19 protein-coding genes are annotated in these 21,917 nt (G+C 70.6%); 11 read left to right on the forward strand and 8 right to left on the reverse strand.

The window, feature by feature from the left end:
- Positions 1–32: 32 nt before the first annotated feature.
- From ACGFX9_RS10750 to ACGFX9_RS10775, 6 genes are all read left to right on the forward strand, one after another.
- Positions 33–1,352: an ABC transporter substrate-binding protein gene (locus ACGFX9_RS10750; RefSeq protein ID WP_393468029.1), complete on the forward strand. Its 1,320-nt coding sequence runs from the start codon at positions 33–35 to the stop codon at positions 1,350–1,352.
- A complete protein-coding gene (locus ACGFX9_RS10755) occupies positions 1,349–2,281 on the forward strand; it encodes a carbohydrate ABC transporter permease (RefSeq protein WP_393468032.1) in 933 nt (310 codons plus the stop codon). The genes ACGFX9_RS10750 and ACGFX9_RS10755 overlap by 4 nt, the downstream gene beginning before the upstream one ends.
- The gene (locus ACGFX9_RS10760; RefSeq protein ID WP_393468035.1) at positions 2,278–3,198 is read left to right on the forward strand and encodes a carbohydrate ABC transporter permease; all 921 of its coding nucleotides are present in this window, start codon (positions 2,278–2,280) and stop codon (positions 3,196–3,198) included. The genes ACGFX9_RS10755 and ACGFX9_RS10760 overlap by 4 nt, the downstream gene beginning before the upstream one ends.
- The gene (locus tag ACGFX9_RS10765) at positions 3,195–4,226 is read left to right on the forward strand and encodes a LacI family DNA-binding transcriptional regulator (protein WP_393468038.1); all 1,032 of its coding nucleotides are present in this window, start codon (positions 3,195–3,197) and stop codon (positions 4,224–4,226) included. Before ACGFX9_RS10760 ends, ACGFX9_RS10765 begins: the two co-directional genes overlap by 4 nt.
- A 73-nt stretch (positions 4,227–4,299) precedes the next feature.
- Complete coding sequence (locus tag ACGFX9_RS10770) at positions 4,300–5,580, forward strand: D-arabinono-1,4-lactone oxidase (RefSeq protein WP_393468041.1); 1,281 nt, start codon at positions 4,300–4,302, stop codon at positions 5,578–5,580.
- Positions 5,581–5,653: 73 nt separating this feature from the next.
- A complete protein-coding gene (locus ACGFX9_RS10775; protein WP_393468044.1) occupies positions 5,654–6,730 on the forward strand; it encodes a class I SAM-dependent methyltransferase in 1,077 nt (358 codons plus the stop codon).
- 180 nt (positions 6,731–6,910) lie between these two features.
- Here ACGFX9_RS10775 and ACGFX9_RS10780 read toward each other — a convergent pair whose 3' ends face one another.
- The 3 genes from ACGFX9_RS10780 to ACGFX9_RS10790 all read right to left on the reverse strand — a co-directional run bounded on the left by ACGFX9_RS10780 (position 6,911) and on the right by ACGFX9_RS10790 (position 10,100).
- Positions 6,911–7,987 carry a rhamnogalacturonan acetylesterase gene (locus tag ACGFX9_RS10780; RefSeq protein ID WP_393468047.1) on the reverse strand — a complete coding sequence of 359 codons (1,077 nt, stop codon included), beginning with the start codon at positions 7,985–7,987 and terminating at the stop codon, positions 6,911–6,913.
- 5 nt (positions 7,988–7,992) lie between these two features.
- Positions 7,993–9,048, reverse strand: coding sequence for a family 43 glycosylhydrolase (locus ACGFX9_RS10785; protein ID WP_393468050.1), 1,056 nt, complete (start codon positions 9,046–9,048; stop codon positions 7,993–7,995).
- Positions 9,049–9,176: 128 nt separating this feature from the next.
- Positions 9,177–10,100, reverse strand: coding sequence for a LysR family transcriptional regulator (locus ACGFX9_RS10790; protein ID WP_393468053.1), 924 nt, complete (start codon positions 10,098–10,100; stop codon positions 9,177–9,179).
- A gap of 102 nt (positions 10,101–10,202) precedes the next feature.
- Between ACGFX9_RS10790 and ACGFX9_RS10795 the strand changes: the two genes are divergently transcribed.
- A complete protein-coding gene (locus tag ACGFX9_RS10795; protein ID WP_393468056.1) occupies positions 10,203–11,033 on the forward strand; it encodes an oxidoreductase in 831 nt (276 codons plus the stop codon).
- A 45-nt stretch (positions 11,034–11,078) separates the two neighbouring features.
- Here ACGFX9_RS10795 and ACGFX9_RS10800 read toward each other — a convergent pair whose 3' ends face one another.
- Positions 11,079–12,275 carry a methyltransferase gene (locus tag ACGFX9_RS10800; protein ID WP_393468059.1) on the reverse strand — a complete coding sequence of 399 codons (1,197 nt, stop codon included), beginning with the start codon at positions 12,273–12,275 and terminating at the stop codon, positions 11,079–11,081.
- A gap of 158 nt (positions 12,276–12,433) precedes the next feature.
- Between ACGFX9_RS10800 and ACGFX9_RS10805 the strand changes: the two genes are divergently transcribed.
- From ACGFX9_RS10805 to ACGFX9_RS10815, 3 genes are read left to right on the forward strand one after another with little or no spacing between them, the layout of a single operon-like run.
- Positions 12,434–13,903 (forward strand): aldehyde dehydrogenase family protein, encoded by a 1,470-nt coding sequence (locus tag ACGFX9_RS10805; RefSeq protein ID WP_393468062.1) that lies wholly within the window; start codon positions 12,434–12,436, stop codon positions 13,901–13,903.
- Complete coding sequence (locus ACGFX9_RS10810) at positions 13,900–15,489, forward strand: APC family permease (protein WP_393468064.1); 1,590 nt, start codon at positions 13,900–13,902, stop codon at positions 15,487–15,489. The genes ACGFX9_RS10805 and ACGFX9_RS10810 overlap by 4 nt, the downstream gene beginning before the upstream one ends.
- A 22-nt stretch (positions 15,490–15,511) precedes the next feature.
- Positions 15,512–17,074 carry a GMC family oxidoreductase gene (locus tag ACGFX9_RS10815; protein ID WP_393468067.1) on the forward strand — a complete coding sequence of 521 codons (1,563 nt, stop codon included), beginning with the start codon at positions 15,512–15,514 and terminating at the stop codon, positions 17,072–17,074.
- A 33-nt stretch (positions 17,075–17,107) separates the two neighbouring features.
- Here ACGFX9_RS10815 and ACGFX9_RS10820 read toward each other — a convergent pair whose 3' ends face one another.
- Both ACGFX9_RS10820 and lnt read right to left on the reverse strand, forming a co-directional pair.
- Positions 17,108–17,581, reverse strand: a complete 474-nt coding sequence (locus ACGFX9_RS10820; RefSeq protein WP_393468070.1) for an NUDIX domain-containing protein — start codon at positions 17,579–17,581, stop codon at positions 17,108–17,110.
- A gap of 10 nt (positions 17,582–17,591) precedes the next feature.
- A complete protein-coding gene (gene lnt, locus ACGFX9_RS10825) occupies positions 17,592–19,208 on the reverse strand; it encodes an apolipoprotein N-acyltransferase (protein WP_393468073.1) in 1,617 nt (538 codons plus the stop codon).
- Between the two features lie 251 nt (positions 19,209–19,459).
- Here lnt and ACGFX9_RS10830 point away from each other — a divergent pair, with 251 nt between their 5' ends.
- Positions 19,460–20,512: an O-antigen ligase family protein gene (locus ACGFX9_RS10830; RefSeq protein WP_393468076.1), complete on the forward strand. Its 1,053-nt coding sequence runs from the start codon at positions 19,460–19,462 to the stop codon at positions 20,510–20,512.
- On the opposite strand, the gene ACGFX9_RS10835 is transcribed toward ACGFX9_RS10830, so the two are convergent.
- Together ACGFX9_RS10835 and ACGFX9_RS10840 are read right to left on the reverse strand one after the other, a co-directional pair.
- Positions 20,469–21,023, reverse strand: coding sequence for a hypothetical protein (locus tag ACGFX9_RS10835; protein WP_393468079.1), 555 nt, complete (start codon positions 21,021–21,023; stop codon positions 20,469–20,471). The genes ACGFX9_RS10830 and ACGFX9_RS10835 overlap by 44 nt on opposite strands.
- Positions 21,024–21,118: 95 nt before the next feature.
- Positions 21,119–21,904: a glutamate racemase gene (locus tag ACGFX9_RS10840; protein WP_393468082.1), complete on the reverse strand. Its 786-nt coding sequence runs from the start codon at positions 21,902–21,904 to the stop codon at positions 21,119–21,121.
- Positions 21,905–21,917: the final 13 nt, after the last annotated feature.

Consider the following 21,917-nt stretch of genomic DNA (forward strand, 5'->3'; position numbering starts at 1 on the left):
CGGCGAAGCCACCCGGTAAGGGGAGACCATCCATGCCGTTCACGAAGCACCGCCGCTTCTACGCCACTTCGCTCGCCCTCACGCTCGGCGCCGCCGCCCTCACCGCCTGCGGATCCTCGGACGACGAGGGTCAGGCGGAGTCGGGGCCCGCGTCCCTGACGTACTGGGCGTGGACGCCCGGCATGGACAAGGTCGTCGACCTGTGGAACAAGGGTCCGGGCAAGAAGGAACAGATCGACGTCACGGTCAAGAAGCAGGCGTCCGGCGACACCCTGGTCACCAAGATCCTCACCGCCCACAAGGCCAAGAAGGCCCCGGACCTGGTCCAGGCCGAGTACCAGGCCCTGCCGACCCTCGTCAGCAATGACGCGCTCGCGGACATATCCGGTGAAGTGGGCAAGGTGGAGGGCGAGTTCCCCAAGGGCGTCTGGCAGCAGACGACGCTCGGCTCGGACGCGGTGTACGCCGTGCCGCAGGACTCGGGGCCGATGATGTTCTACTACCGCGCCGACCTCTTCAAGAAGTACGACCTCAAGGTCCCCGCCACGTGGGACGAGTTCGCCGAGACGGCCCGCGCGCTGAAGAAGAAGGCGCCTGAGAAGGACCTCACCACGTTCTCCGCGAACGACTCCGGGCTCTTCGCGGGCCTCGCCCAGCAGGCCGGCGCCCAGTGGTGGACCGCCAAGGGCGACAAGTGGAAGGTCGGCATCGACGACGGCGCCACACGCAAGGTCGCCGACTTCTGGGGCGGCCTCGTCAAGGAGGGCGCCATCGACAACCAGCCGATGTACACCCCCTCCTGGAACAAGGCGCTCAACACCGGCAAGCAGATCGCCTGGGTGAGCGCCGTCTGGGCGCCGGGCACCCTCACCACGGCCGCCCCCGACACCAAGGGCAAGTGGGCCATGGCGCCGCTCCCGCAGTGGTCGAAGGGCGAGAACACCACCGGCAACTGGGGCGGCTCCTCGACCGCCGTCACCACCGACAGCGGCCACAAGTCGGCCGCCGCCAAGTTCGCCGCCTGGCTGAACACCGATCCCAAGGCCCTGGACGCCCTCGCGAAGGAAGGCGGCATCTATCCGGCCGCCACCGCCGCCCAGACCAGCGGCGCGTTCACCGAGCCCCCGGCCTTCTTCGCCGGGCAGAAGGACTTCTACCCGCAGGCCGCCAAGATCGCGAAGACCGCGGCGCCCGGCGCCTGGGGACCCAACGTCAACGTCGCCTACACCACCTTCAAGGACGCCTTCGGCTCGGCCGCCAAGAACAGGTCCGACTTCGGCGACGCCCTGAAGACCATGCAGGACTCCACCGTGGCCGACCTGAAGAAGCAGGGCTTCGGAGTCGCACCGTGACCTCCGCACGCCCACGCCGCCGGTTTGCGTACGGGGTCAAGAGCGCCCCGTACGCGTTCCTGCTCCCCGCCACGCTGCTCTTCGCTCTCTTCTTCGCACTGCCCATCGGCTACGCGGTCTGGCTCAGCCTCCACAAGGTCGAGGTGAAGGGCCTCGGCCTTGGCAAGGACGCCCGGCGCGAGGTCTGGGCGGGCATCGGCAACTACACCGACGCGCTCACCGACTCCGAACTCCTGCACGGTGCGCTGCGCGTGCTCGGCTACGGAGCCATCGTCATCCCGGTGATGCTCGGCCTCGCCCTGCTCTTCGCGCTGCTCCTGGACACCGAACGGGTGCGCCTCACGCCCTTCACGCGCCTGGCGATCTTCCTGCCGTACGCCGTGCCCGGGGTCATCGCCGCACTCCTGTGGGGCTTCCTCTACCTCCCGGACGTCAGCCCCTTCTACTTCGTCCTCGACAAGCTGGGCATGCCACAGCCGGATCTGCTCGACGGCGGGCCGCTCTACCTCGCGCTCTCCAACATCGCCGTATGGGGCGGCACCGGCTTCAATATGATCGTCATCTACACCTCGCTGCGGGCCATCCCGGCCGAGGTCCACGAGGCGGCGAAGCTGGACGGCTGCTCGCCGCTCCAGGTGGCGCTGCGGATCAAGATCCCGATGGTGGCGCCCTCGCTGGTGCTCACCTTCTTCTTCTCGATCATCGCGACGCTCCAGGTGTTCAGCGAGCCCACCACGCTCAAGCCGCTCACCAACTCCGTCTCCACCACCTGGAGTCCGCTGATGAAGGTGTACCAGGACGCCTTCGGCAAGGGCGACATCAACTCGGCGGCGGCCACCGCCGTGATCATCGCCGTCGCCACGCTCGTCCTGTCCTTCGGGTTCCTGCGCGCCGCGAACTCCCGTACGAAGAAGGAGGCAACCCCATGAGTTCGCCGAGTTCGCTCGCCGTCCGCAAGACCCGGCCCGCCGCGGGCACCACCCCCGGCACCGCACAGGGCCCGCCCCCGGCCGCGCCCCGCCGGATCGCCGTACTGCCGACCGCGGTGCTGCTGCTCGGCGCCCTGTACTGCCTGCTGCCCGTGCTCTGGGTGGTGATCGCCTCCACCAAGTCGGGCCGCGAGCTGTTCTCGACGTTCACGTTCTGGCCAGGCAGCGGTTTCGCCGACAACGTCACGGACCTGGCCGCCTACCGCGACGGCATCTACTGGCGGTGGATGGGCAACTCCGCCCTCTACGCGGGGCTCGGCGCGATCCTGTCCACGGCCGTCTCCGCGATCAGCGGCTACGCGCTCGCGATCTACCGCTTCCGTGGCCGCGAGACCGTCTTCAACATCCTCCTGGCGGGCGTCCTGATGCCCCCGGTGATCCTGGCCGTGCCGCAGTACCTCCTCCTCGCCAAGGCCGACCTCACCGATTCGTACGCTTCGGTCCTGATGCCGCTGATCCTCTCCCCCTACGGTGTGTACCTCGCCCGGATCTACGCCGCTTCGGCCGTGCCCGGCGACGTCGTCGAGGCGGGGCGGATGGACGGTGCGAGCGAGTGGCGGATCTTCACGCGGATCGCGCTGCCGATGATGGTGCCCGGTCTGGTGACGGTCTTCCTCTTCCAGTTCGTGGCGGTGTGGAACAACTTCCTGCTCCCCTACATCATGCTCAGCGACGACGAGAAGTTCCCCATCACGCTGGGCCTGTTCACGCTCCTGGAACAGGGCTCCAACACCCCGGCGCTCTACACCCTGGTGATCACCGGCGCCCTTCTCGCCGTCGTACCGCTGATCGCCCTCTTCCTGGTCATCCAGCGCTTCTGGAGCCTGGACCTGCTGTCCGGAGCCGTAAAGTCGTGACCATGAACGCAACGGGGGGCAGGCGCAGGCCGCCGACGATCCACGACGTCGCCCGCGAGGCAGGCGTCTCGCGAGGAACGGTGTCCCGTGTCCTCAACGGCGGGCACTACGTGAGCCCTTCGGCCCAGGAGGCCGTCAACGCGGCGATCCGCAAGACCGGTTACGTCGTCAACCGGCACGCCCGCTCACTGATCACCGGGCGCTCCGACTCGGTCGGCTTCCTCCTCACCGAACCGCAGGAGCGCTTCTTCGAGGACCCCAACTTCAATGTGCTGCTGCGGGGTTGCACGCAGGCGCTCGCCGCCCACGACATCCCGCTGCTCCTGATGCTGGCCGGCACCCCCGACGAGCGGCGACGCATCATGCGCTACATCACCGCGGGCCACGTCGACGGGGTGCTCCTGGTCTCCAGCCACTCCGGCGACCCCGTCGCGGACGAGCTGCGGGAGGCCGGGGTCCCGCTGGTGGCGTGCGGGAAGCCCATCGGCCAGGCGTCCAAGGTGAGCTATGTCGCCGCGGACGACCGCGACGGAGCGCGCGACATGGTGCGCCATCTCCTCGCCCTCGGGCGGCGCCGCGTCGGTACGGTGACCGGGCCGCTCGACACCCCCGGCGGTGTGGAACGCCTCGCCGGCTACCGCGAGGTCCTTGCCGAGCAGGGCATCGCGGTCGACGAGCGGCTCATCGCGTCCGGCGACTACAGCCGGGCGGGCGGCGAGGCGGCGGCGACCCGGCTCCTTGCCCAGGCGCCAGACCTGGACGCCGTGTTCGTCGCCTCCGACCTCATGGCGCAGGGCGTGCTCACCGCCCTGCACCGCGCGGACCGCCGCGTCCCCGAGGACATCGCGGTCGGCGGCTTCGACGACTCGCCCGCCGCACTGACCGCCCGCCCCGAGCTGACGACCGTCCGCCAGCCCTGGGACCGCATCAGCGCCGAGATGGTGCGGGTGCTGCTCGCCCAGATCGGGGGCGAGGATCCGGCCGCGGTCATCCTGCCGACGGAGCTGGTGATCCGGGGATCGGCCTGACGTACGTGGACGAGGACGAGGACGAGGACGCGGGGAGTGCTCCTTCCCGCGGCCCTGAGGGAGGGACCTGAACATGACTGACGCCTTGGCCACCGGCCGCGACGGCGCCGTGACCAACTGGGCCGGGAACATCACCTTCTCGGCCGGGACACTGCACCGCCCCACCTCGCCGGACGCCCTGCGCGCGCTTGTCACGGGCAGCGGTCAGGTGCGGGTGCTCGGCAGCGGGCACTCGTTCAACCGGATCGCCGACGTGGACGACGGCCTCGCGGGGGCGTCGCTCCTCTCGCTCGCCGCCCTTGAGCCGTCCATCGACGTGGACACGACGGCCCGCACGGTGCGGGTATCGGGCGGTGTGCGGTACGCCGAACTCGCCGGCCAGGTCCACGCGCACGGGCTCGCGCTGCCCAACATGGCCTCGCTGCCCCATATTTCCGTGGCCGGTTCGGTCGCCACCGGGACGCATGGTTCGGGCAACGGCAACCGTTCGCTGGCGGAGGCCGTGCGCGCGGTGGAGCTGGTGACCGCCGACGGGGAGACGTGCGTACTGAGCCGGGGCGAGGCCGGGTTCGAGGGGGCCGTGGTCTCGCTCGGCGCCCTCGGCGTTGTCCTCTCCCTCACTCTCGATCTGGAGCCGGAATACGCGGTGAGCCAGCACGTCTTCCGTGAACTCCCGCTGACAGGGCTCGACTTCGACGCCGTGTCGTCATCGGCGTACAGCGTGAGTCTGTTCACGGACTGGCGCGGGCCGCGCTTCAACCAGGTGTGGCTCAAGCAACGGGCGGGTGGTGCCGTGGACTTCCCCTGGGCGGTGCCCGCGAGTGAGCCGCAGCATCCCGTGCCGGGCATGCCCGCCGTCAACTGCACCGAGCAGCTGGGCGTTCCTGGGCCCTGGCACGAGCGACTCCCCCATTTCCGGGCGGAGTTCACGCCGAGCAGCGGGGCGGAGCTGCAGTCGGAGTTCCTGCTGCCGCGCGAGCACGCCCTCGCCGCGCTGCACGCCCTGGACGCGATCAGGGACGAGATGGCGCCCGTACTCCAGGTCTGCGAGGTGCGTACGGTCGCCGCCGACACCCAGTGGCTCAGCCCCGCCCACGGCAGGGACACCGTGGCGTTCCACTTCACCTGGGTGCCTCAGACGGCGGCCGTGCTTCCGGTGATCGCGCGCGTCGAGGAGCGTCTCGCGCCGTTCGCTCCCCGGCCGCACTGGGGCAAGGTGTTCACCACCGACCCCGCCGAGCTCGGCGCCCGCTATCCGCACGCCGCCGATTTCGCCGCGCTGGCCCGGCGTCTCGATCCGCAGGGGAAGTTCCGCAATGCCTTCGTGCGCTCTTTCGTAGGCGTAAAATCGTAGCAAACCCGTCAATTCGGCCATCTGTGGCAGGGTGCCCTACCTGGAGCTCGCGGGCCGAAGGAGGGAGAGCGAGATGACCGCGCAGACACATGCCCTTGATCCGGTGCGACAGGAGCGGTTCGCGGAGCGGATGGTCGAGGTACTCAATGACTCCTGCCTGGGATACCTGTGCAGTCTCGGTCACCGAACGGGGCTGTTCGACGTGCTGGCCGGTCTGCCCGCGTCCACCGGCGAGCGGATCGCCCGGGCCGCCGGTCTGGATGAGCGCTACGTCCGGGAGTGGCTGGGCGGAATGACCGTGGGCGGCTTCGTCGAGTACGACCCGGAAGGCGGCACGTACTGGCTGCCGCCCGAGCACGCCGCCTCCCTCGCCCGCGCCGCGGGCCCCGAGAACATGGCGTCCTTCTCGCAGAATCTGGCCCTGTTGGGCATCGTCGAGGACGAGGTCCTGGAGTGCTTCCACAAGGGCGGCGGCGTGCCGTACTCGTCCTATCCGCGCTTCCAGGGGCTCCAGGCCGAGGAGACCGCGAGGGTGTACGACGCCGCCCTGGTGAACGCCATTGTCCCGCTGGCGCCCGGCCTCCCGGAGCGGCTGCGTGAAGGCATCGACGTACTCGACGTGGGCACGGGGCAGGGGCATGCGGTGATCCTCCTGGCCGAGGCGTTCGCGGCCAGCCGCTTCCACGGCGTGGACATTTCCGAGACCGGCGTCGCGGCGGCCCGCGACGAGGCCGCGCGGCTCGGCCTTGGAAACGCCCGGTTCGACGTGTCGGACTCGGCCGGGCTTTCCGGCTCGTACGACCTGATCACGGCCTTCGACGTGATCCACGACCTGGCCCGCCCGGCGCGCACTCTGTCGGCGATCGCCGATGCCCTGCGCGACGACGGGGTCTTCCTGATGGGCGACATCGCCGCATCGAGCAAGCTGGAGGAGAACCTCGACCACCCGATGGGCCCCGCCCTTTACACCTTCTCGGTCTTCTACTGCATGACCGTCTCCCTCGGCGAGGGCGGCGCCGGCCTCGGCACGGTGTGGGGCAGGCAGACCGCCCTGCGCATGCTGGCCGATGCCGGGTTCGGCGAGGTCGACGTCCGCCAGGTGGAGGGCGACATCCTCAACGTCTACTACGTGGCACGGAAGGCGCACTGACCCGGGGTGGGCTCTTTGCGCACGCGGAGCTTGGCCTGCGCGTCGGCGTAGCTCCGTACCGCCCAACCCCACGGACTGGGCGTGGGCGCCACCGAGACAGTGGCGAGCACCGTGCCGGTGAGGCAATGACGCGATGGTAAGGGGCCCCTGGCCGTCGAGCGGTGGGCGAGGGACCGCTCGTTACCGGGCGCCTTGGGTGCGTGGTCTCGGCAGCAGGTGCTGTGCCCGCAGCCCATCTCCCACCAGGCCCGCGTAGAGCGTCGCGCCACGGGTGGAGGTGTGGGTGTTGTCGCGCTTCTCGTCGTAGAGGTACAGCGCCTTGGAGTCCTCGACGCCGAGGGATTCCACGAGTTGCTTCGTCCTGGCCGTCAGGTCGATGAGCGGGACGCCATGGTCGGCGGCGACCGAACGGACGACCTCGGGGTGGTTGACACCCAGGGCGTTCACCAGGAGCGCGGTGTCGTTGTCGAGCGTGCCGTCGGCGTTGAACCAGCGGCGCACCACCGGCGTCACCAGGACCGGTTTTCCCCCGCGAGCGCGGACACCGTCGACCAGGGCTTCGAGGTTCGCCCGGTAGGTGGGGCCGTCGGTCTGTTTGTCGTTGTGGGCGAGCTGGATGAGGACCAGGTCGCCCTTGCCGATCCGTGTGCGTACGGCCGGGAAGAGGCCGGGGTTGGCGAGGTAAGAGACCGTACTCTCCCCGGAATCAGCGTAGTTGGCGACGGACACACCTCTGCCGAGGTACTGCGGCAGTTGCTGGCCCCAGCCGGAGTAGGGCGCCCCTGGCTGATCGCAGACGGTGGAGTCGCCGATCAGGAGGATCTGCCGCGCGTGCCGGGCGGGCCTCACCCGGATTCCGGCGAGAGCGGGCGCCGCGCCACCGACGTACACGTCGAGCCCCGGATTGCCGTCCGGTCCGAGGGGCTCGCCCTCCGGAGTGCGCACGTCGACGGTGAAGCTGCGGCGCAGTCGCTGTCCCGCCTCGGTGGCCGTCTCGGCCAGGACGGTGCGGCGGGTCTCGGCGGTGAGCCGTGTGCTCGCGGCGGCTGCACCGCCGAGGTCGACCGTCACGTCGTACGTTCCCGGCGCGACGTCGAAGTGGCAGGTGACGGGGGCGGTGGTGGTGCAGTCGGCGAGCCCGGGCGCCCCGGCCGCCGGAGCGGCCAGGGCAGGGGGCTGAAGGGCGAGGGAGGTGGCGACGGCCGCGAACGCGGTCAGCAGGGCGGTGGCCGCGCGTCTTCGCACGGTGGCTGCCATCGCGCTCACGCCCCGTCGGCGACGGGAATGCCGAAGTCCGGTGTGCCGTCGGCCTTCCAGCCGAGCCTCTGGATACGGGTGTGGCGGTTGGGGTCGTGCAGGGGGTCGCCGACGATGTCCTTGTACTGGCGGGCGTGGTAGACGAGGACGTCGGTGCGGCCGTCCTCTGCGACGGTGAAGCAGTTGTGGCCGGGGCCGTACTGCTTGGTCGTGGCATTGCTGGTGAAGACGGGGGTCGGCGACTTGTTCCAGGAGGCGGGGTCCATGAGGTCGCTTCGGGTGTCGGCGGTGAGCAGCCCCATGCAGTAGTTGAAGTCGGTCGCGGAGGCCGAGTAGGAGAGGAAGACGCGGCCGTTGCGCTGGATGACCGACGGCCCTTCGTTGACCTTGAATCCGACGCACTCCCAGTCGTACTCGGGTGTGCTCAGGCGTATCTGAGGTCCCGTCAGGGTCCATGGGTTGGCCATGCGGGACAGGAAGAGGCCGGTGTTGTTGTCCATGCCGGGCTCGTACTGTGCCCAGGCGAGGTAGCGACTGCCGCGGTGCGTGAACGTGGTGGCGTCAAGGGAGAAGGTCTCCCAGGCGGTGGTGAGCTGACCCTTCTCCGTCCAACTTCCCTTGAAGGGGTTGGCGTTGGTGTTCTCCAGGACCCAGATGCGGATCTTCCATACGTCGTCGGCGGGGGCCGAGGCGAAGTAGATGTACCACTTGCCGTCGATGTGGTGGAGCTCCGGCGCCCAGATGTGCGAGGCCATGTCGCCGGTCGTGTGCCGGCGCCAGATGACGGACTCGTCCGCCCGGGTCAGGCCCCGCAGGGTGCGGGAGCGGCGCAGGATGATGCGGTCGTACTCGGGGGCGGTCGCGGTGAAGTAGTAGTGGCCGTCGGTGTGGCGGCTGATGTGCGGGTCGGCGCGCTGTTCGACGAGCGGGTTGCGGTAGGCGGCGGCGCGGGTCGCCGCGTGGGCGGGCGCCTGGGCGAGGGCGGGCGCGGCGGCGAGGGCGCCGACGGCGAGTGTTCCGCGCAGCACGGTTCTGCGGCTGGGGACTTGGTCGTGGTTCATACGGCTCCCTGCGGGGGCGGGCATCGATGTTCGTGATTTCGAACGCCATCTGATACTCCGAACGCCGAAACGGTAAAGGGGCGTTGGGGCAAGGTCAACGGTTGCGACAACATGGGCCCCGTGGGCGCCTACTCGGCCCGCCCCAGTGCCTCCCGGCACGCCCTGATGTACGCCCCCACCAGCGGGCGGCGGTCCTCGCCCACGCGCCAGGCCAGGGCGAACCGGCTGGGCGCGATACCGCGCACCGGACGTGTGACGACGCCGCCAAGGGTGATCAGGGGTGCGTTGCCCGCGGCGACCAGGCAGATGCCGCGGCCGTCCACCAGCGCCTCGTACGTCTCGTCCGTACTGGCGATCTCCGCGCCGACCCGGGGCGGCCGGCCCGCGCGGGCGTCCAGGGCGAGCCAGTAGTCCCGCAGCGCGCCCGCGCTCTCGGGCAGCGCGAGGAAGGGTTCGTCGGCGATGTCCGCGAAGTCGATCTCGTCCTGGGCCGCGAGGCGGTGCGTATCCGGCAGGGCGACATGGCGTGCCTCCTCGGCGACCACCGTCCAGGCGTAGCGCTCCGCGTCCGGAACCGGCAGCCAGATGAAGCCCACGTCCGCCGTGCCGTCCGCGAGGCCCGCGCTCGCGTCCTGCCAACCCACCTGCCGCAGACGGATCGTGGCCGTCGGGTGCGCCGCACTGAAGCGGGACCGCACCGCCGGAAGGAGACCGCCACGGGCAGGGCGAGTGCTCATGCCCACGGCGAGCGTGGCACGCTCCTCGGTCTTCGCGCGCTCCACTGCCTCCACACCCAACTGCACTGCTGCGAGCGCCTGTTGGGCGTACGGCAGGAGCGCAGCACCGGCGGACGTCAGACGCACTTCCCGCCGGTCCCGCACGAACAGCTCGGTCCCCAACTGCCGTTCCCGGGACCGTATCTGCTTGCTCAGCGCGGGCTGCGAGACGAAGAGCCGCTCGGCGGCCCGCGTGAAGTGCAGCTCCTGCGCCACCGCGACGAAGTAGCGAAGATCCCTGCTGTGTACGTCCTTGCCGTTCAGGTCCATAACCATCAGCTATCACGGCAGGTCTTGGACGGGCCAGTCGCACCGGCCACAGAATGATCCACGTAACCGACTACGGATGAACCGACCGACAGTGCAAGGGAGTTCGAGATGACCAAGGTATGGCTCGTGACGGGGGCGACCAGCGGCTTCGGCCGGGCGATCACCGAGGCGGCCGTCGCCGCGGGAGGCGTGGTCGTGGCCACCGCCCGCAACGCCTCCTCCCTTGACGACGTGGTCGCCGCCCACCCCGACCAGGTCGAGGCCCTCACCCTGGACGTGACCGACACCGCCGGAACAGAGGCCGCCGTACAGGACGTCATCGACCGCCACGGCCGCATCGACGTCCTGGTCAACAACGCGGGCCGCAGCCACGTCGGCGCCCTGGAGGAGGACTCGGACGCCGAGCTGCGCTCCCTGTTCGACGTGCATGTCTTCGGCCCGGCCGCGCTGACCCGCGCCGTCCTTCCGCACATGCGGGCACGGCGCTCGGGAGCGATCGTGCAGATGAGCAGCATGGGCGGGCAGATGTCGTTCGCCGGGTTCTCGGCGTACAGCGGCACGAAGTTCGCCCTTGAGGGGATGTCGGAGGCGCTGGCCCAGGAGGTGGGGCCGCTCGGCATCAAGGTCCTGATCGTGGAGCCGGGCGCGTTCCGCACCAACCTGTTCGGCAACACCAGCGCCGGCGCCGTCGAGATTCCGGACTACGCGCAGACGGCGGGCGTCACCCGCGCCATGGTCGCGGGCGGCGACGGCGAACAGCCCGGCGACCCGGCCAAGGCCGCCGCCGCCATCCTCACCGCGCTCGACGCCGACGACACACCGCTGCGGCTTCCGCTCGGCGACGACGGCGTGGACGCGGTCGTCGGTCACCTCGACGCGGTCCGCGCGGAGATCGCCGCGTGGGAGAAGGTGACCCGGGCCACCGCCTTCGACGCCTGAGGCGTATCAGCGATCTGAGGCGGTCGCCAGCGGCCTGAGGCAGTGTCAGCGGTCGCGCTTGACCGCCCGCAGGACCACGAACTTCGGGTCGCTGGCGACCACTTGGGAGTTGCCGAAGAGCTTGCGCAGCTTCACGTGGTACTGGAGGTGGCGGTTGCCGACCACCCACAGTTCGCCGCCGGGGCGCAGCGCCGCCCGCGCCCCGCTGAACATCCGCCAGGCGGTCGCGCCCGTGGTCGCCTGGTGGCTGTGGAAGGGCGGGTTGTTCAGGACGAGGTCCACCGACCCGTCCGGGACGGCCGCCAGCACGTCGCCCGCCACGAACTCCGCCTTCGTGGAGTCGGCGGCATTCGCGCGGAAGGTCGCCTGCGCCGAGGCGATGGCCGGGAACGACTCGTCGATGAAGGTGAGCGTGACTTCGGGATCGGCGACGGCGGCGGCCGTGCCGAGCACGCCGTTGCCGCAGCCCAGGTCCACGATGTGCGCGGCGCCCCTGCCGGTCGGCAGATGGCGCAGGAGGAAGCGGGTGCCGACGTCGAGGCGCTCGGCGCAGAACACCCCGGCGTGGTTGACGGCCGTCAGTCCCGATCCCGCTCCGGAGTCGTCGTCCAGGACGTAGCTGCGCGGCCAGGGGCTGGGTCCTGCGTCGCGCCCGGGGTCCGGCGTGCTGAAGATGAGCCGCGCCTTCTGCTGGGCGAGGGAGGTCCGCGTAGGGCCGATGATCCGCTCGAACAGCTCAAGCGTCGAGGTGTGGATCTCGGTGACCATGCCGGTGCCGACGACGACCGTGTCCGCGTGCAGGGCGGGCGCGAGCCGGTGCAGCTGGTCCTCGAGGAGCGCGAGGCTCCTCGGTACGCGGACGAGGAGTACGTCGATCCGGCTGGGCGGGGCGTCGCCGGTCGTGGTGAGCCGCACCGCGTCCGGCGCGAATCCGGCGCGCGCCACGTTGGCCCGCGTCGCTTCCCGCGCGAGGAACGAGTCGGTGATCAGCGTCGGCCCGTGCTCGGCGAGGGCGGTGGTCAGCGCGCCCCACCGGTCGCCGACGACGGCCACGGTGCCGGAGAGGTCCACGGGCTTGGCCCCCGCGTCGATCTCACCTGGTTCACCCGCCTTGCCCGTCTCACCCGCCAGATGCCGCAGCAGGTAGGCGTCGGCGGCGGACCAGGCGCGCAGCGGGTCGCGGGGGTCCTCGGGAAATCGTGTGAGGTCGTACGCGCCCCAAGACGTGCTCAGCAGGTTCATCGTGCCCTCAGGCTAACTGAGCGTGGGGGGTGCTTGCGGCGGCTGATCCGAATAGAGCCGAATAGCGCCGAATAGCGGCTCCCGTGGTGCGGGCGCGGCGCTTTCTCCTTAGCGTCCCTTGATGGAGCACCCGCGCATTCCACCCCCGAGGAGCCGTCATGCCGGAGCTGTTCATCGGCGGAACGTGGACCAGTGCCGTGGACGGGCAGGTACGGGAGATCCGCTGCCCCGCGGACAACACCCTGGTCGCGACCGTCGACGAAGCCGGGCCGAAGGACGCCGCCGCGGCGATCGCCGCCGCACGTGAGGCCTTCGACCGCGGACCCTGGCCTGACACCCCGGCGGCCGAACGCGGCCGGCTGCTGCTGCGCGTCGCCGACCTCCTCGAACGCGACAAGGACGCACTCGCCCGCGCCGAATCCCTGGACACCGGGAAGCGGCTCGTCGAGAGCGAGTACGACATGGACGACATCGCCAACTGTTTCCGCTACTTCGGCAACCTGACGGCGGCGGGCGGCACCGACCGGGTCGTCGACGCGGGCAGTCCGGAGGTGGACAGCCGGGTGGTGCACGAGCCGGTCGGGGTGTGCGCGCTGATCACGCCGTGGAACTATCCGCTGCTGCAGACCGCCTGGAAGGTCGCCCCCGCGCTCGGCGCGGGCAACACCTTCGTCCTCAAACCCAGCGAGCTGACCCCGCACACCTCCATCATCCTGATGCGCCTGCTCACCGAGGCCGGGCTGCCGGGCGGGGCCGCCAACCTGATCCTCGGCGCGGGCCCCACCGCGGGCGCGCCCCTGAGCGAGGACCCGCGGGTCGACATGGTGTCGTTCACCGGCGGGCTCGTCACCGGGCGCCGCATCATGGCCGCCGCGGCCCCCACCGTGAAGAAGGTCGCCCTGGAACTCGGCGGCAAGAATCCCAACATCGTCTTCGCCGACGCCGACTTCGAGGCGGCCGTCGACTACGCCCTGATGGCGATCTTCCTCCACTCGGGGCAGGTCTGTTCGGCGGGTGCGCGGCTCCTCGTCCAGGACGAGCTGCACGACGCGTTCGTCGACGAAGTGGTCGAGCGGGCGCAGCAGATCCGGCTCGGCGGACCCTTCGACCTCAACGCCCGCACCGGGCCGCTGATCTCCGCCGCGCACCGCGACAAGGTCGAGGCGTACGTGGCGGCCGGCATCGCCGAGGGCGCGGTGCTGCGCTGCGGCGGCGCCCGCCCTGACGACCCGGCCCTCGCGGACGGCTACTACTACCCGCCGACCGTCCTCGACGAGTGCACCCCCGGCATGTCCGTGATCACCGACGAGTCGTTCGGTCCAGTGCTCACCGTCGAGCGATTCCGGGACGAGGGCGAGGCCGTCGCGCTCGCCAACGACACCGTGTACGGACTCGCGGGCGCCGTCTGGTCGCAGGACACCGGCAAGGCGCACCGGGTGGCATCCCGGATGCGCGCGGGAACCGTATGGATCAACGACTTCCACCCCTACGTGCCGCAGGCGGAATGGGGTGGCATGAAGCAGTCCGGATTCGGCCGCGAGCTGGGCCCGGCCGGCCTCGCCGAGTACCAAGAGGCCAAGCACATCTGGCGCAACCTCGCACCGACACCCCAGAGGTGGTTCGAATGAGCACGGATCCCGACAAGGGCGCCGAGGCCGCCGACGCCGCCCGGCAGCAGCATCAGGACGATGACGACGCGCTCGGCAAGCTCGGATACCGGCCCGAACTCAAGCGCACCCTCGGCAACTTCCACACCTTCGCCGCCGGGATCAGCTACATCTCGATCCTCACCGGCACCTTCCAGCTCTTCTACTTCGGCGTCAGCTTCGGCGGTCCCGCCTACTGGTGGTCCTGGCCGATGGTCTTCGTCGGCCAGCTGATGGTGGCGCTCTGCTTCTGTGAGCTGGCCGCCCGCTTCCCGGTCGCGGGGTCCGTCTACAACTGGGCCAAGCAGCTCGGCGGCCCGCACGTCGGCTGGCTCGGCGGCTGGATGATGCTGACGGCCACCATGGTGTCCCTGGCGGCGGTCGCCCTCGCGTACCAGATCACGCTGCCGCAGATCTCCGACACGTTCCAGTTCATCGGGGACGGCAGTGGTACGACCGACGCGGCGAAGAACGCCGTGCTTCTCGGCGCCGTGCTGATCCTGTTCACCACGCTGGTCAACGCGTTCGGCGTCAAGCTGATGGCCCGGATCAACTCCGCCGGCGTGCTGATCGAGCTGATCGCGGCCGTCGTACTGATCGTGCTGCTCGCCGCGCACATCACGCGCGGCCCCAGCGCCATCATGGAGACCGGCGGCCTCGGCAAGGGGCAGAACCTCGGGTATCTCGGGGCGTTCCTGACCGCTTCGCTCGCATCGGCGTATGTGATGTACGGCTTCGACACCGCGTCGTCCCTTGGCGAGGAGTCCCTCGACCCGAGCCGCAACGCCCCGCGGGCCATCCTGCGGGCGCTCGTCTTCTCGTTCCTCATCGGCGGGCTCATCCTGCTGTTCGCACTCCTGGCCGTGCCCGACCTGCACTCGAAGCAACTGTCCGTGGACGGCCTGCAGTACGTGGTCCTGAGCACGCTCGGCTCCACGATCGGCGAGATCGTGCTGTGGTGCGTGGTCGTCGCCATCACCGTCTGCGACCTCGCGGTGCACGCCGCGGGCATCCGCCTCGCGTTCGCGATGGCACGTGACAACTGCCTGCCCGCGTCCTCGCTGCTCGCCAGGGTCAGCCCGCGCTTCAAGACGCCCGTACTGCCCGCGATCATCATCGGGCTCGTCGGCGTGGGCATCCTGGTGATCAACATCAACCAGCCGCAGATCTTCTCGGTGATCACCAGCATCGCGATCATCATGATCTACGTGGCCTATCTGCTGGTCACCACACCGATGCTGATCAGGCGTCTGCGCGGCCAGTGGCAGCCCGCCGAGGGCAAGTTCTCGCTCGGCAAGTGGGGCCTGCCCGTCAACATCATCGCCGTGCTCTGGGGCGCGGCCATGTCCATCAACCTGGCCTGGCCCCGCGCGGAGGTCTACAACGCGACGGGACCCCAGCACTGGTATCTGCGCTGGGGCGCGTTCGTCTTCATCGGCATCGTGGCCTGCGGCGGCTTCGCCTACTACTGGTTCGTGCAGCGGCACAAGGCAGGCGTCCTCGAAGAGCACCGCTTCCAAGAGGCCGTCGACCCCACCTCTCCCCCGCCGCCCCCTGCCGCCCCCTGAACCCCTCTGATCTGGAGTCACCATGCCCGCAGAGAGCCCCAAGGCCGAGTACGACTACGTGGTGGTCGGCGGCGGTACGGCAGGCGCGGTCGTCGCCGCGCGGCTGACCGAGGACCCGGACGTCAGCGTCTGTGTCCTTGAGGCCGGGCCTTCGGACGTCGGCGACGACAACATCCTGCGTCTCGAAGGCTGGATGGCCCTCCTTGAGTCCGGCTACGACTGGGACTACCCGGTGGAGCCGCAGGAGAACGGCAACAGCTTCATGCGGCACGCCCGCGCCAAGGTCCTCGGCGGCTGCTCGTCGCACAACTCCTGCATCGCCTTCTGGGCCCCGGCGGAGGACCTCGACGAGTGGGGGGCGCTCGGCTGCACGGGCTGGAGCGCGGCGGACTGCTTCCCCCTCTACCAGCGTCTGGAGACCAACGACGCGCCCGGCGACCACCACGGCCGCTCGGGCCCGGTGAACATCATGAGCGTCCCGCCGAACGACCCTTGCGGAACGGCTCTGTTGGAGGCGTGCGCGGCGGCGGGCATCCCCACCACCCCCTTCAACACCGGCAAGACGGTGAAGCGCGGCGCGCACTGGTTTCAGATCAATTCCCGCCCGGACGGCACCCGTTCGTCGGCGTCGGTGTCGTATCTGCACCCGATTCTGGGCAAGCGTCCCAACCTTGAGGTACGCACGGGGCTGCAGGCCAGGCGGCTGCTGTTCGACGAGAACCGGCGCTGCACGGGCGTCGAGTACCTGGAGCCCGACACCATCCACAGCAACAGCGTCAGGGCGCGCCTTGAGGTGATCGTCTCCTGCGGGGCCATCGACTCGCCGAAGCTCCTGATGCTGTCCGGCATCGGTCCCGCCGGGCATCTGCGGGAGTGTGGCGTGGACGTGCGGGTGGACTCCCCCGGCGTCGGCTCCCACCTCCAGGACCACCCCGAGGGCGTGATCATGTGGGAGGCGAAGCAGCCCATGGTCACCTCCTCCACCCAGTGGTGGGAGATCGGCATCTTCGCGGACACCGAACCGGGCCTTGACCGCCCGGATTTGATGTTCCACTACGGCTCGGTGCCCTTCGACATGAACACCTACCGGCGCGGCTATCCGACCACCGACAACGCCTTCTGTCTCACGCCGAACGTCACCCGGGCCCGCTCGATGGGCACGGTCCGGCTGCGCACGCGTGACTTCCGGGACAAGCCGAAGGTCGACCCGCGCTACTTCACGCACGAGCACGACATCCGCGTGATGACGTACGGGCTGCGGCTCGCCCGCGAGATCGCCGCGCAGGCCCCGCTGGCGGACTGGGCGGGCGCCGAGCTGGCCCCGGGCCCGAACGCCACGACCGACGACGAGCTCTTCGCGTACATCCGCGAGACCCACAACACCGTCTACCACCCGGCGGGCACCGTGCGGATGGGCGCGGCAGGCGACGCGGACTCGCCGCTCGACCCCGAACTGCGCGTCAAGGGCGTCACGGGCCTGCGCGTCGCCGACGCGTCGGTCATGCCGTTCCTGCCCGCGGTCAACCCGTGCATCACCACGATGATGATCGGCGAGAAGTGCGCGGACCTGCTCAAGGCCACCTGAGCGGGCCCGGCGCCGTCTTCCGCGGGTGCGTCCTCAGCTGCGGTCGAACCAGGTGGGCTGTTCCTCCGCCATGGCCTGCTTGATCCGGAAGATCCCGAACTCGTGCAGGTCGGGCAGCGCGTCAAGGGCGAACCAGCCCACCTCGAGCGACTCGTCGTCGTTGACCCGGGCCTCGCCGCCGACGGCACGGCAGCGCAGGGTGATGTCCATGAACTGGCAGGTGTCGCCGTTGGGGTACGTCACCGGCTCCAGGGCCTCGACGAGCACCACCCGCTCGGGCACGCAGTGCACCGCGGTCTCCTCGAACACCTCGCGCACGGCGCACGCCGCGGGCTGCTCGCCCGGGTCCGGGATGCCGCCGATGACCGACCACTTGCCGTTGTCGGAACGCCGCCCGAGCAGCACTCTGCCGTCGTCGTCGAAGACGATGGCGGTGACCCCGGGAAGCCACAGGAGCTGGTGCCCCGCGTCGGCCCGGATGGTGCTGATGAAGTCAGGAGTAGCCATGCCGACGACCCTAACGGGCCTGACCCGCGCGCTTGGCCCGCACTCGCGCCGTCACCGCCCAGCCGAGACCGGCGGCGGCGATCAGCACGAGGATGCCCTCGGGCAGGGTGCCGAGCTCGGTGGCCGGGGTCTGCGAGGAACGCAGCGGCACCTCCTCGACCAGGGAGTCCGCGGTGAACCACTTCGTCTTCTGGGAGACCCTGCCGTCCGGCATGATCATGGCGCTGACACCGCTGGTCACCGGGACGGTGACACTGCGGCTGTGTTCGACGGCGCGGATGCGTGACATGGCGAGCTGCTGGTACGTCATCTCGCTGCGGTCGAACGTCGCGTTGTTGCTCGGTACCGAGATCAGCTGCGCGCCATGCGTCACGGTGTCGCGTACGGCCCAGTCGAAGGCCGCCTCGTAGCAGGTGGCGAGGCCGACCTTCGTGCCCGCCATGGTGAAGACGCCGGGCTTCGTGCCGCGGCTGAAGTCCTGGCGGACCATGCCTACATCGCTGCTGAAGAAGCCGACGAGGGAACGCAGCGGGATGTACTCGCCGAAGGGCTGGATCTGCCGCTTGTCGTAGGTGTCCGTGGGGCCCTTCTTGGGGTCCCACAGGATCTGCTCGTTGAAGAGCTTGCCTTCCTTGGTCTCGACGACTCCGCCGACCGAGATGGGGGCGCCGATCGCCTTGACCGCGCGCTCGATCGCCTCGCGGGCGTCGGGGTTGGTGAAGGGGTCGATGTCCGAAGAGTTTTCTGGCCACAGGACGAAGTCCGGCTGCTCGGCCTTGCCCGCCTTCACCCGGGCGGCGAGCCGTTCGGTCTCGCGCACATGGTGGTCGAGCACGGCGCGGCGCTGGGCGTTGAACTCCAGGCCCGCCTGCGGGACGTTGCCCTGGATGGCCGCGACGGTCGCGGTGCCGTCCTCGGCGTCGTCGCTGACGAGCGGCCGCGCGGCGAACGCACCGGCGACCGGGACGAGCACGCTGAGCAGGGCCGCGGCCGCGGCGCCACGGCGTACGACCCGGGTGCTCCGTACGTCGCGTGCCTGGCGGACGATCTCATACAGGCCGAATCCGCACAGGACCACGGCGAACCCGAGGACCGGAGTGCCGCCGAGCGCGGCAAGCGGGAGGAACACGCCGTCCGCCTGCCCGAAGGCGATCTTCCCCCAGGGGAAGCCGCTGAACGGCACACGCGCGCGTGCCGCCTCACCCGCGGTCCACAGGGCTGCCGCCCAGAGCGGGAAGCCGGGCAGTCGCGAGACCGCGGCGATGCCCGCTCCGACCAGGGCGACGAACATCGCCTCGATGGCGGCGAGCGCCAGCCAGGGGCCGGGGCCGACCTCCACTCCGGTCCACACCAGGAGCGGCAGCAGGAAGCCGAGCCCGAAGAGGTAGCCGAGCCCGAGGCCCGCCTTCCACCCGCGGCCGTGCAGACACCAGGCGAACACCGCGAAGGCCGGCAGGGCCAGCCACCACAGGGTGCGTGGCGGAAAGCTGACGTACAGCAGCACTCCGGAGAGTGCCGCCGCGGCGGCCGGAACGAGCGCTCGCCGGAAGCGGGCCTTACGGGAGACGGTCCCGGGCCGCGGCCCGAACTGCTCCGACTCGTCTACGGGGGTGGTGGTGGCGGTCACTCGGGGAGTGTACGGCGCGTCACTTGGACACGGACAGCACGGTCATGCCCCGGTCGCTGCGGGACCTGCGGGCGGATCGTTCCTGCGCAAGACGTCCACATCTCCCGGTCGCAGCCGTTACGGTGTGCCGGAGCCCCTGACATGCGGCCAGATCAAGCCACAGTGATCGGTCCACCATGATCGGGGCCCGTCTCACAGTGGGGGGCGACGGGGTGGGGGCAACGGGGATGGCCGTGACGGCCGGTAGACCTATGGGGTACGAGCGACGCAGCGCGTCCGACGCGACGGGGGTCGCCCTGCTCGGCGTGTGCGCGGCCTGGTCCTTGATCACCGCCGGGGTGCACGGCGGGCAGCCGGAGGGCGTACTCCTCGCGGTGCTCGCCGTGGCCGCGGGTTACGCGGGCGGGCGGATCTGCGGCGCGCTCCTGCCGGTGGCCGCGCCCTGCGCCGGGGCGCTCGCCGGGGCCGGCCTCGCGGCGGTGGCTCCGCGGCTCTCGCCGGGGCCGGTCAGCGCGGCGCCGCTCGGCCACACCGGGGCGACGGCGGCGCTCCTGATCCTTGCCTCGGGGGCCGCCTGTTGCGCGGCGTGGGCGGCCCGGGGCCCCTCGGTGCGGCTCGCGATGCGCCTTGTGGCCGTCGGGGTCGCGGTGGCCGCCGTGGCGCTCGGCTCTGTGGCGGGTCTCGTGGCGTGCACCGGGATCCTGCTCTGTTCGCTGGCGGCGGCCCTGATGCGGCGCAGGGCGCTCGGCCTGGTGGGCCTCGCCCTGGCGACGGCGGTGGTGACCGGTCTGACCTGGGCCATCGCCGATGACGTACTCCCGGAGGGCCTGAGCGCGTCCCTGGAGGGCCAGCTCCACGGATACCGGGTCCAGCTCTGGCACGACGCGCTCGCCCTGGTGGGCCAGGAACCGGCGCTCGGGGTGGGCCCGGGGCGGTTCGCCGACGCGAGTCCCACGGTGGCCGAGAATCTCCTCACGGACGGCAAACCCCATTCCGCGCCGCTGCAGCAGGCGGCGGAGCAGGGCTTGCTGGGCGTGGTGCTGCTCGCCGCGGTGTTCTGCTGGCTTCTGTACGCCCTGTACCGCTCGCCGCGTTCCACCCAGGTCGTCCTGTCGGCGGGCGCGGCCCTCACTGCTCTGGCCGCCGTCGCCTCGGTCGGCAACGCGCTGAGTGTCACGGCGGTGACGACGGGCGCGGGCTATCTGGCGGGCATCGCCACGGCACGCCCGCTGGGCGACGACGGCGACGACGCGGCGCAGGTCAGAGCGTCGGAGACTTCGCCCTGGAGAGACGGTCACGGATGATCTTCACGGCCGCTTCGGCGTCGTCGACGGTCACGGTGAACTTGCGTCCGTCGCCCAGGCTGAGCACCAGGCCCTCACCGCGCCTGACCACGACGGCGGTGCCGAGTTCGGGCCGCGAGCGGTAGCCCCAGCCGCCCCACTGCCGGGGGCTGACCGCCTGCGCGAACTCGGCGGCCACCACGTGGGAGAGGGGGATGCGGCGGCGCGGCACGCCCATGTGGCCGCAGCGCACTTCGAGGCACTCCATGTCGACCTTCACGGCGACATGGACGAAGGCGAGGGTGCCGAACAGCATCAGAAGCCCGGCCGCGATGCACCCCACGACGGACATGACCAGGGCCGCGATCCCGGACGTCCACATGCTGTCGACGGCCAGTTCGATGCCGAGTGCCAGGCAGGAGGCACCCACCAGCGCCAGCAGCCACTGCATGCGGTTGGTCGCGCTGCCGGTCCAGACTTCCGGCGGGGCGTCGGCTGTGCTGCCCCGCTCGCCGTGGGTGTGGTCCCTCATGCGTCAGAGACTACTCACCTTCCGCTCCGAAGGCACCGCATCGCGGAGCGTGACCGCACTGGCATCGCGGAGCGTGACGGCTCGTCCCTGAGCGCTCAGCGCGCGGAGCTGACCGCCGCGAGCAGCCTGCCTTCTGCGTACGTGTGGGCGGCGACGGGCAGCTCGGCGGCCCGCCCGCTCAAAATCACCGTCAGGCCGCCTTCCGTGCCGGCGCCCGCACCGGGGAGTTCCCCGGTCCTGCGCAGCGCCTGGGCGGCGACCGCACCGGCGGAGCCGTGCAGGACGAGAGGCGGCATGCCGGGTTGCTGCACCGCCGCGCGGATACGCTCTCCGACCAGCTCGTAATGGGTGCAGCCCAGGACGACGGCCCTTACATCACGCGGGGTGAGGGCCGCCGCGGCGGCGACCGCCTTGTCGATGGCCGCCTCGTCGGCGTACTGCACGGCGTCCGCAAGGCCGGGGCAGGGCACCTCGGTGACGCCGACGCCACCGGCGAACTCCTCGATGAGGCCGCGCTGGTAGGGGCTTCCGGTGGTGGCCGGAGTGGCCCAGATGGCGATGGGGCCGCCACCCGCCACGGCCGGCTTGATCGCCGGTACGGTCCCGATGACGGGCAGACCGGGCTCGAAGCGGGCGCGCAGGGCGGGCAGGGCATGCACGGAAGAGGTATTGCAGGCCACGATCAGCGCTTCGGGGTGGTGCGATGCCGCCGCCTCGGCGATGGCCAGGGAGCGCTCGGTGATGTCCTCTGCGGAGCGCGGTCCCCAGGGCAGCCCGTCGGGGTCCGATGAGAGGATGAGATCGGCGTCCGGCCGCAGACGGCGTACCGCCGCCGCCGCGGGAAGCAGGCCGATACCGGAGTCGATGAGCGCGATCTTCACCCGGTCACCATAG

It is taken from the genome of Streptomyces sp. NPDC048436, assembly GCF_043200355.1.
Classification (GTDB): Bacteria; Actinomycetota; Actinomycetes; order Streptomycetales; family Streptomycetaceae; genus Streptomyces.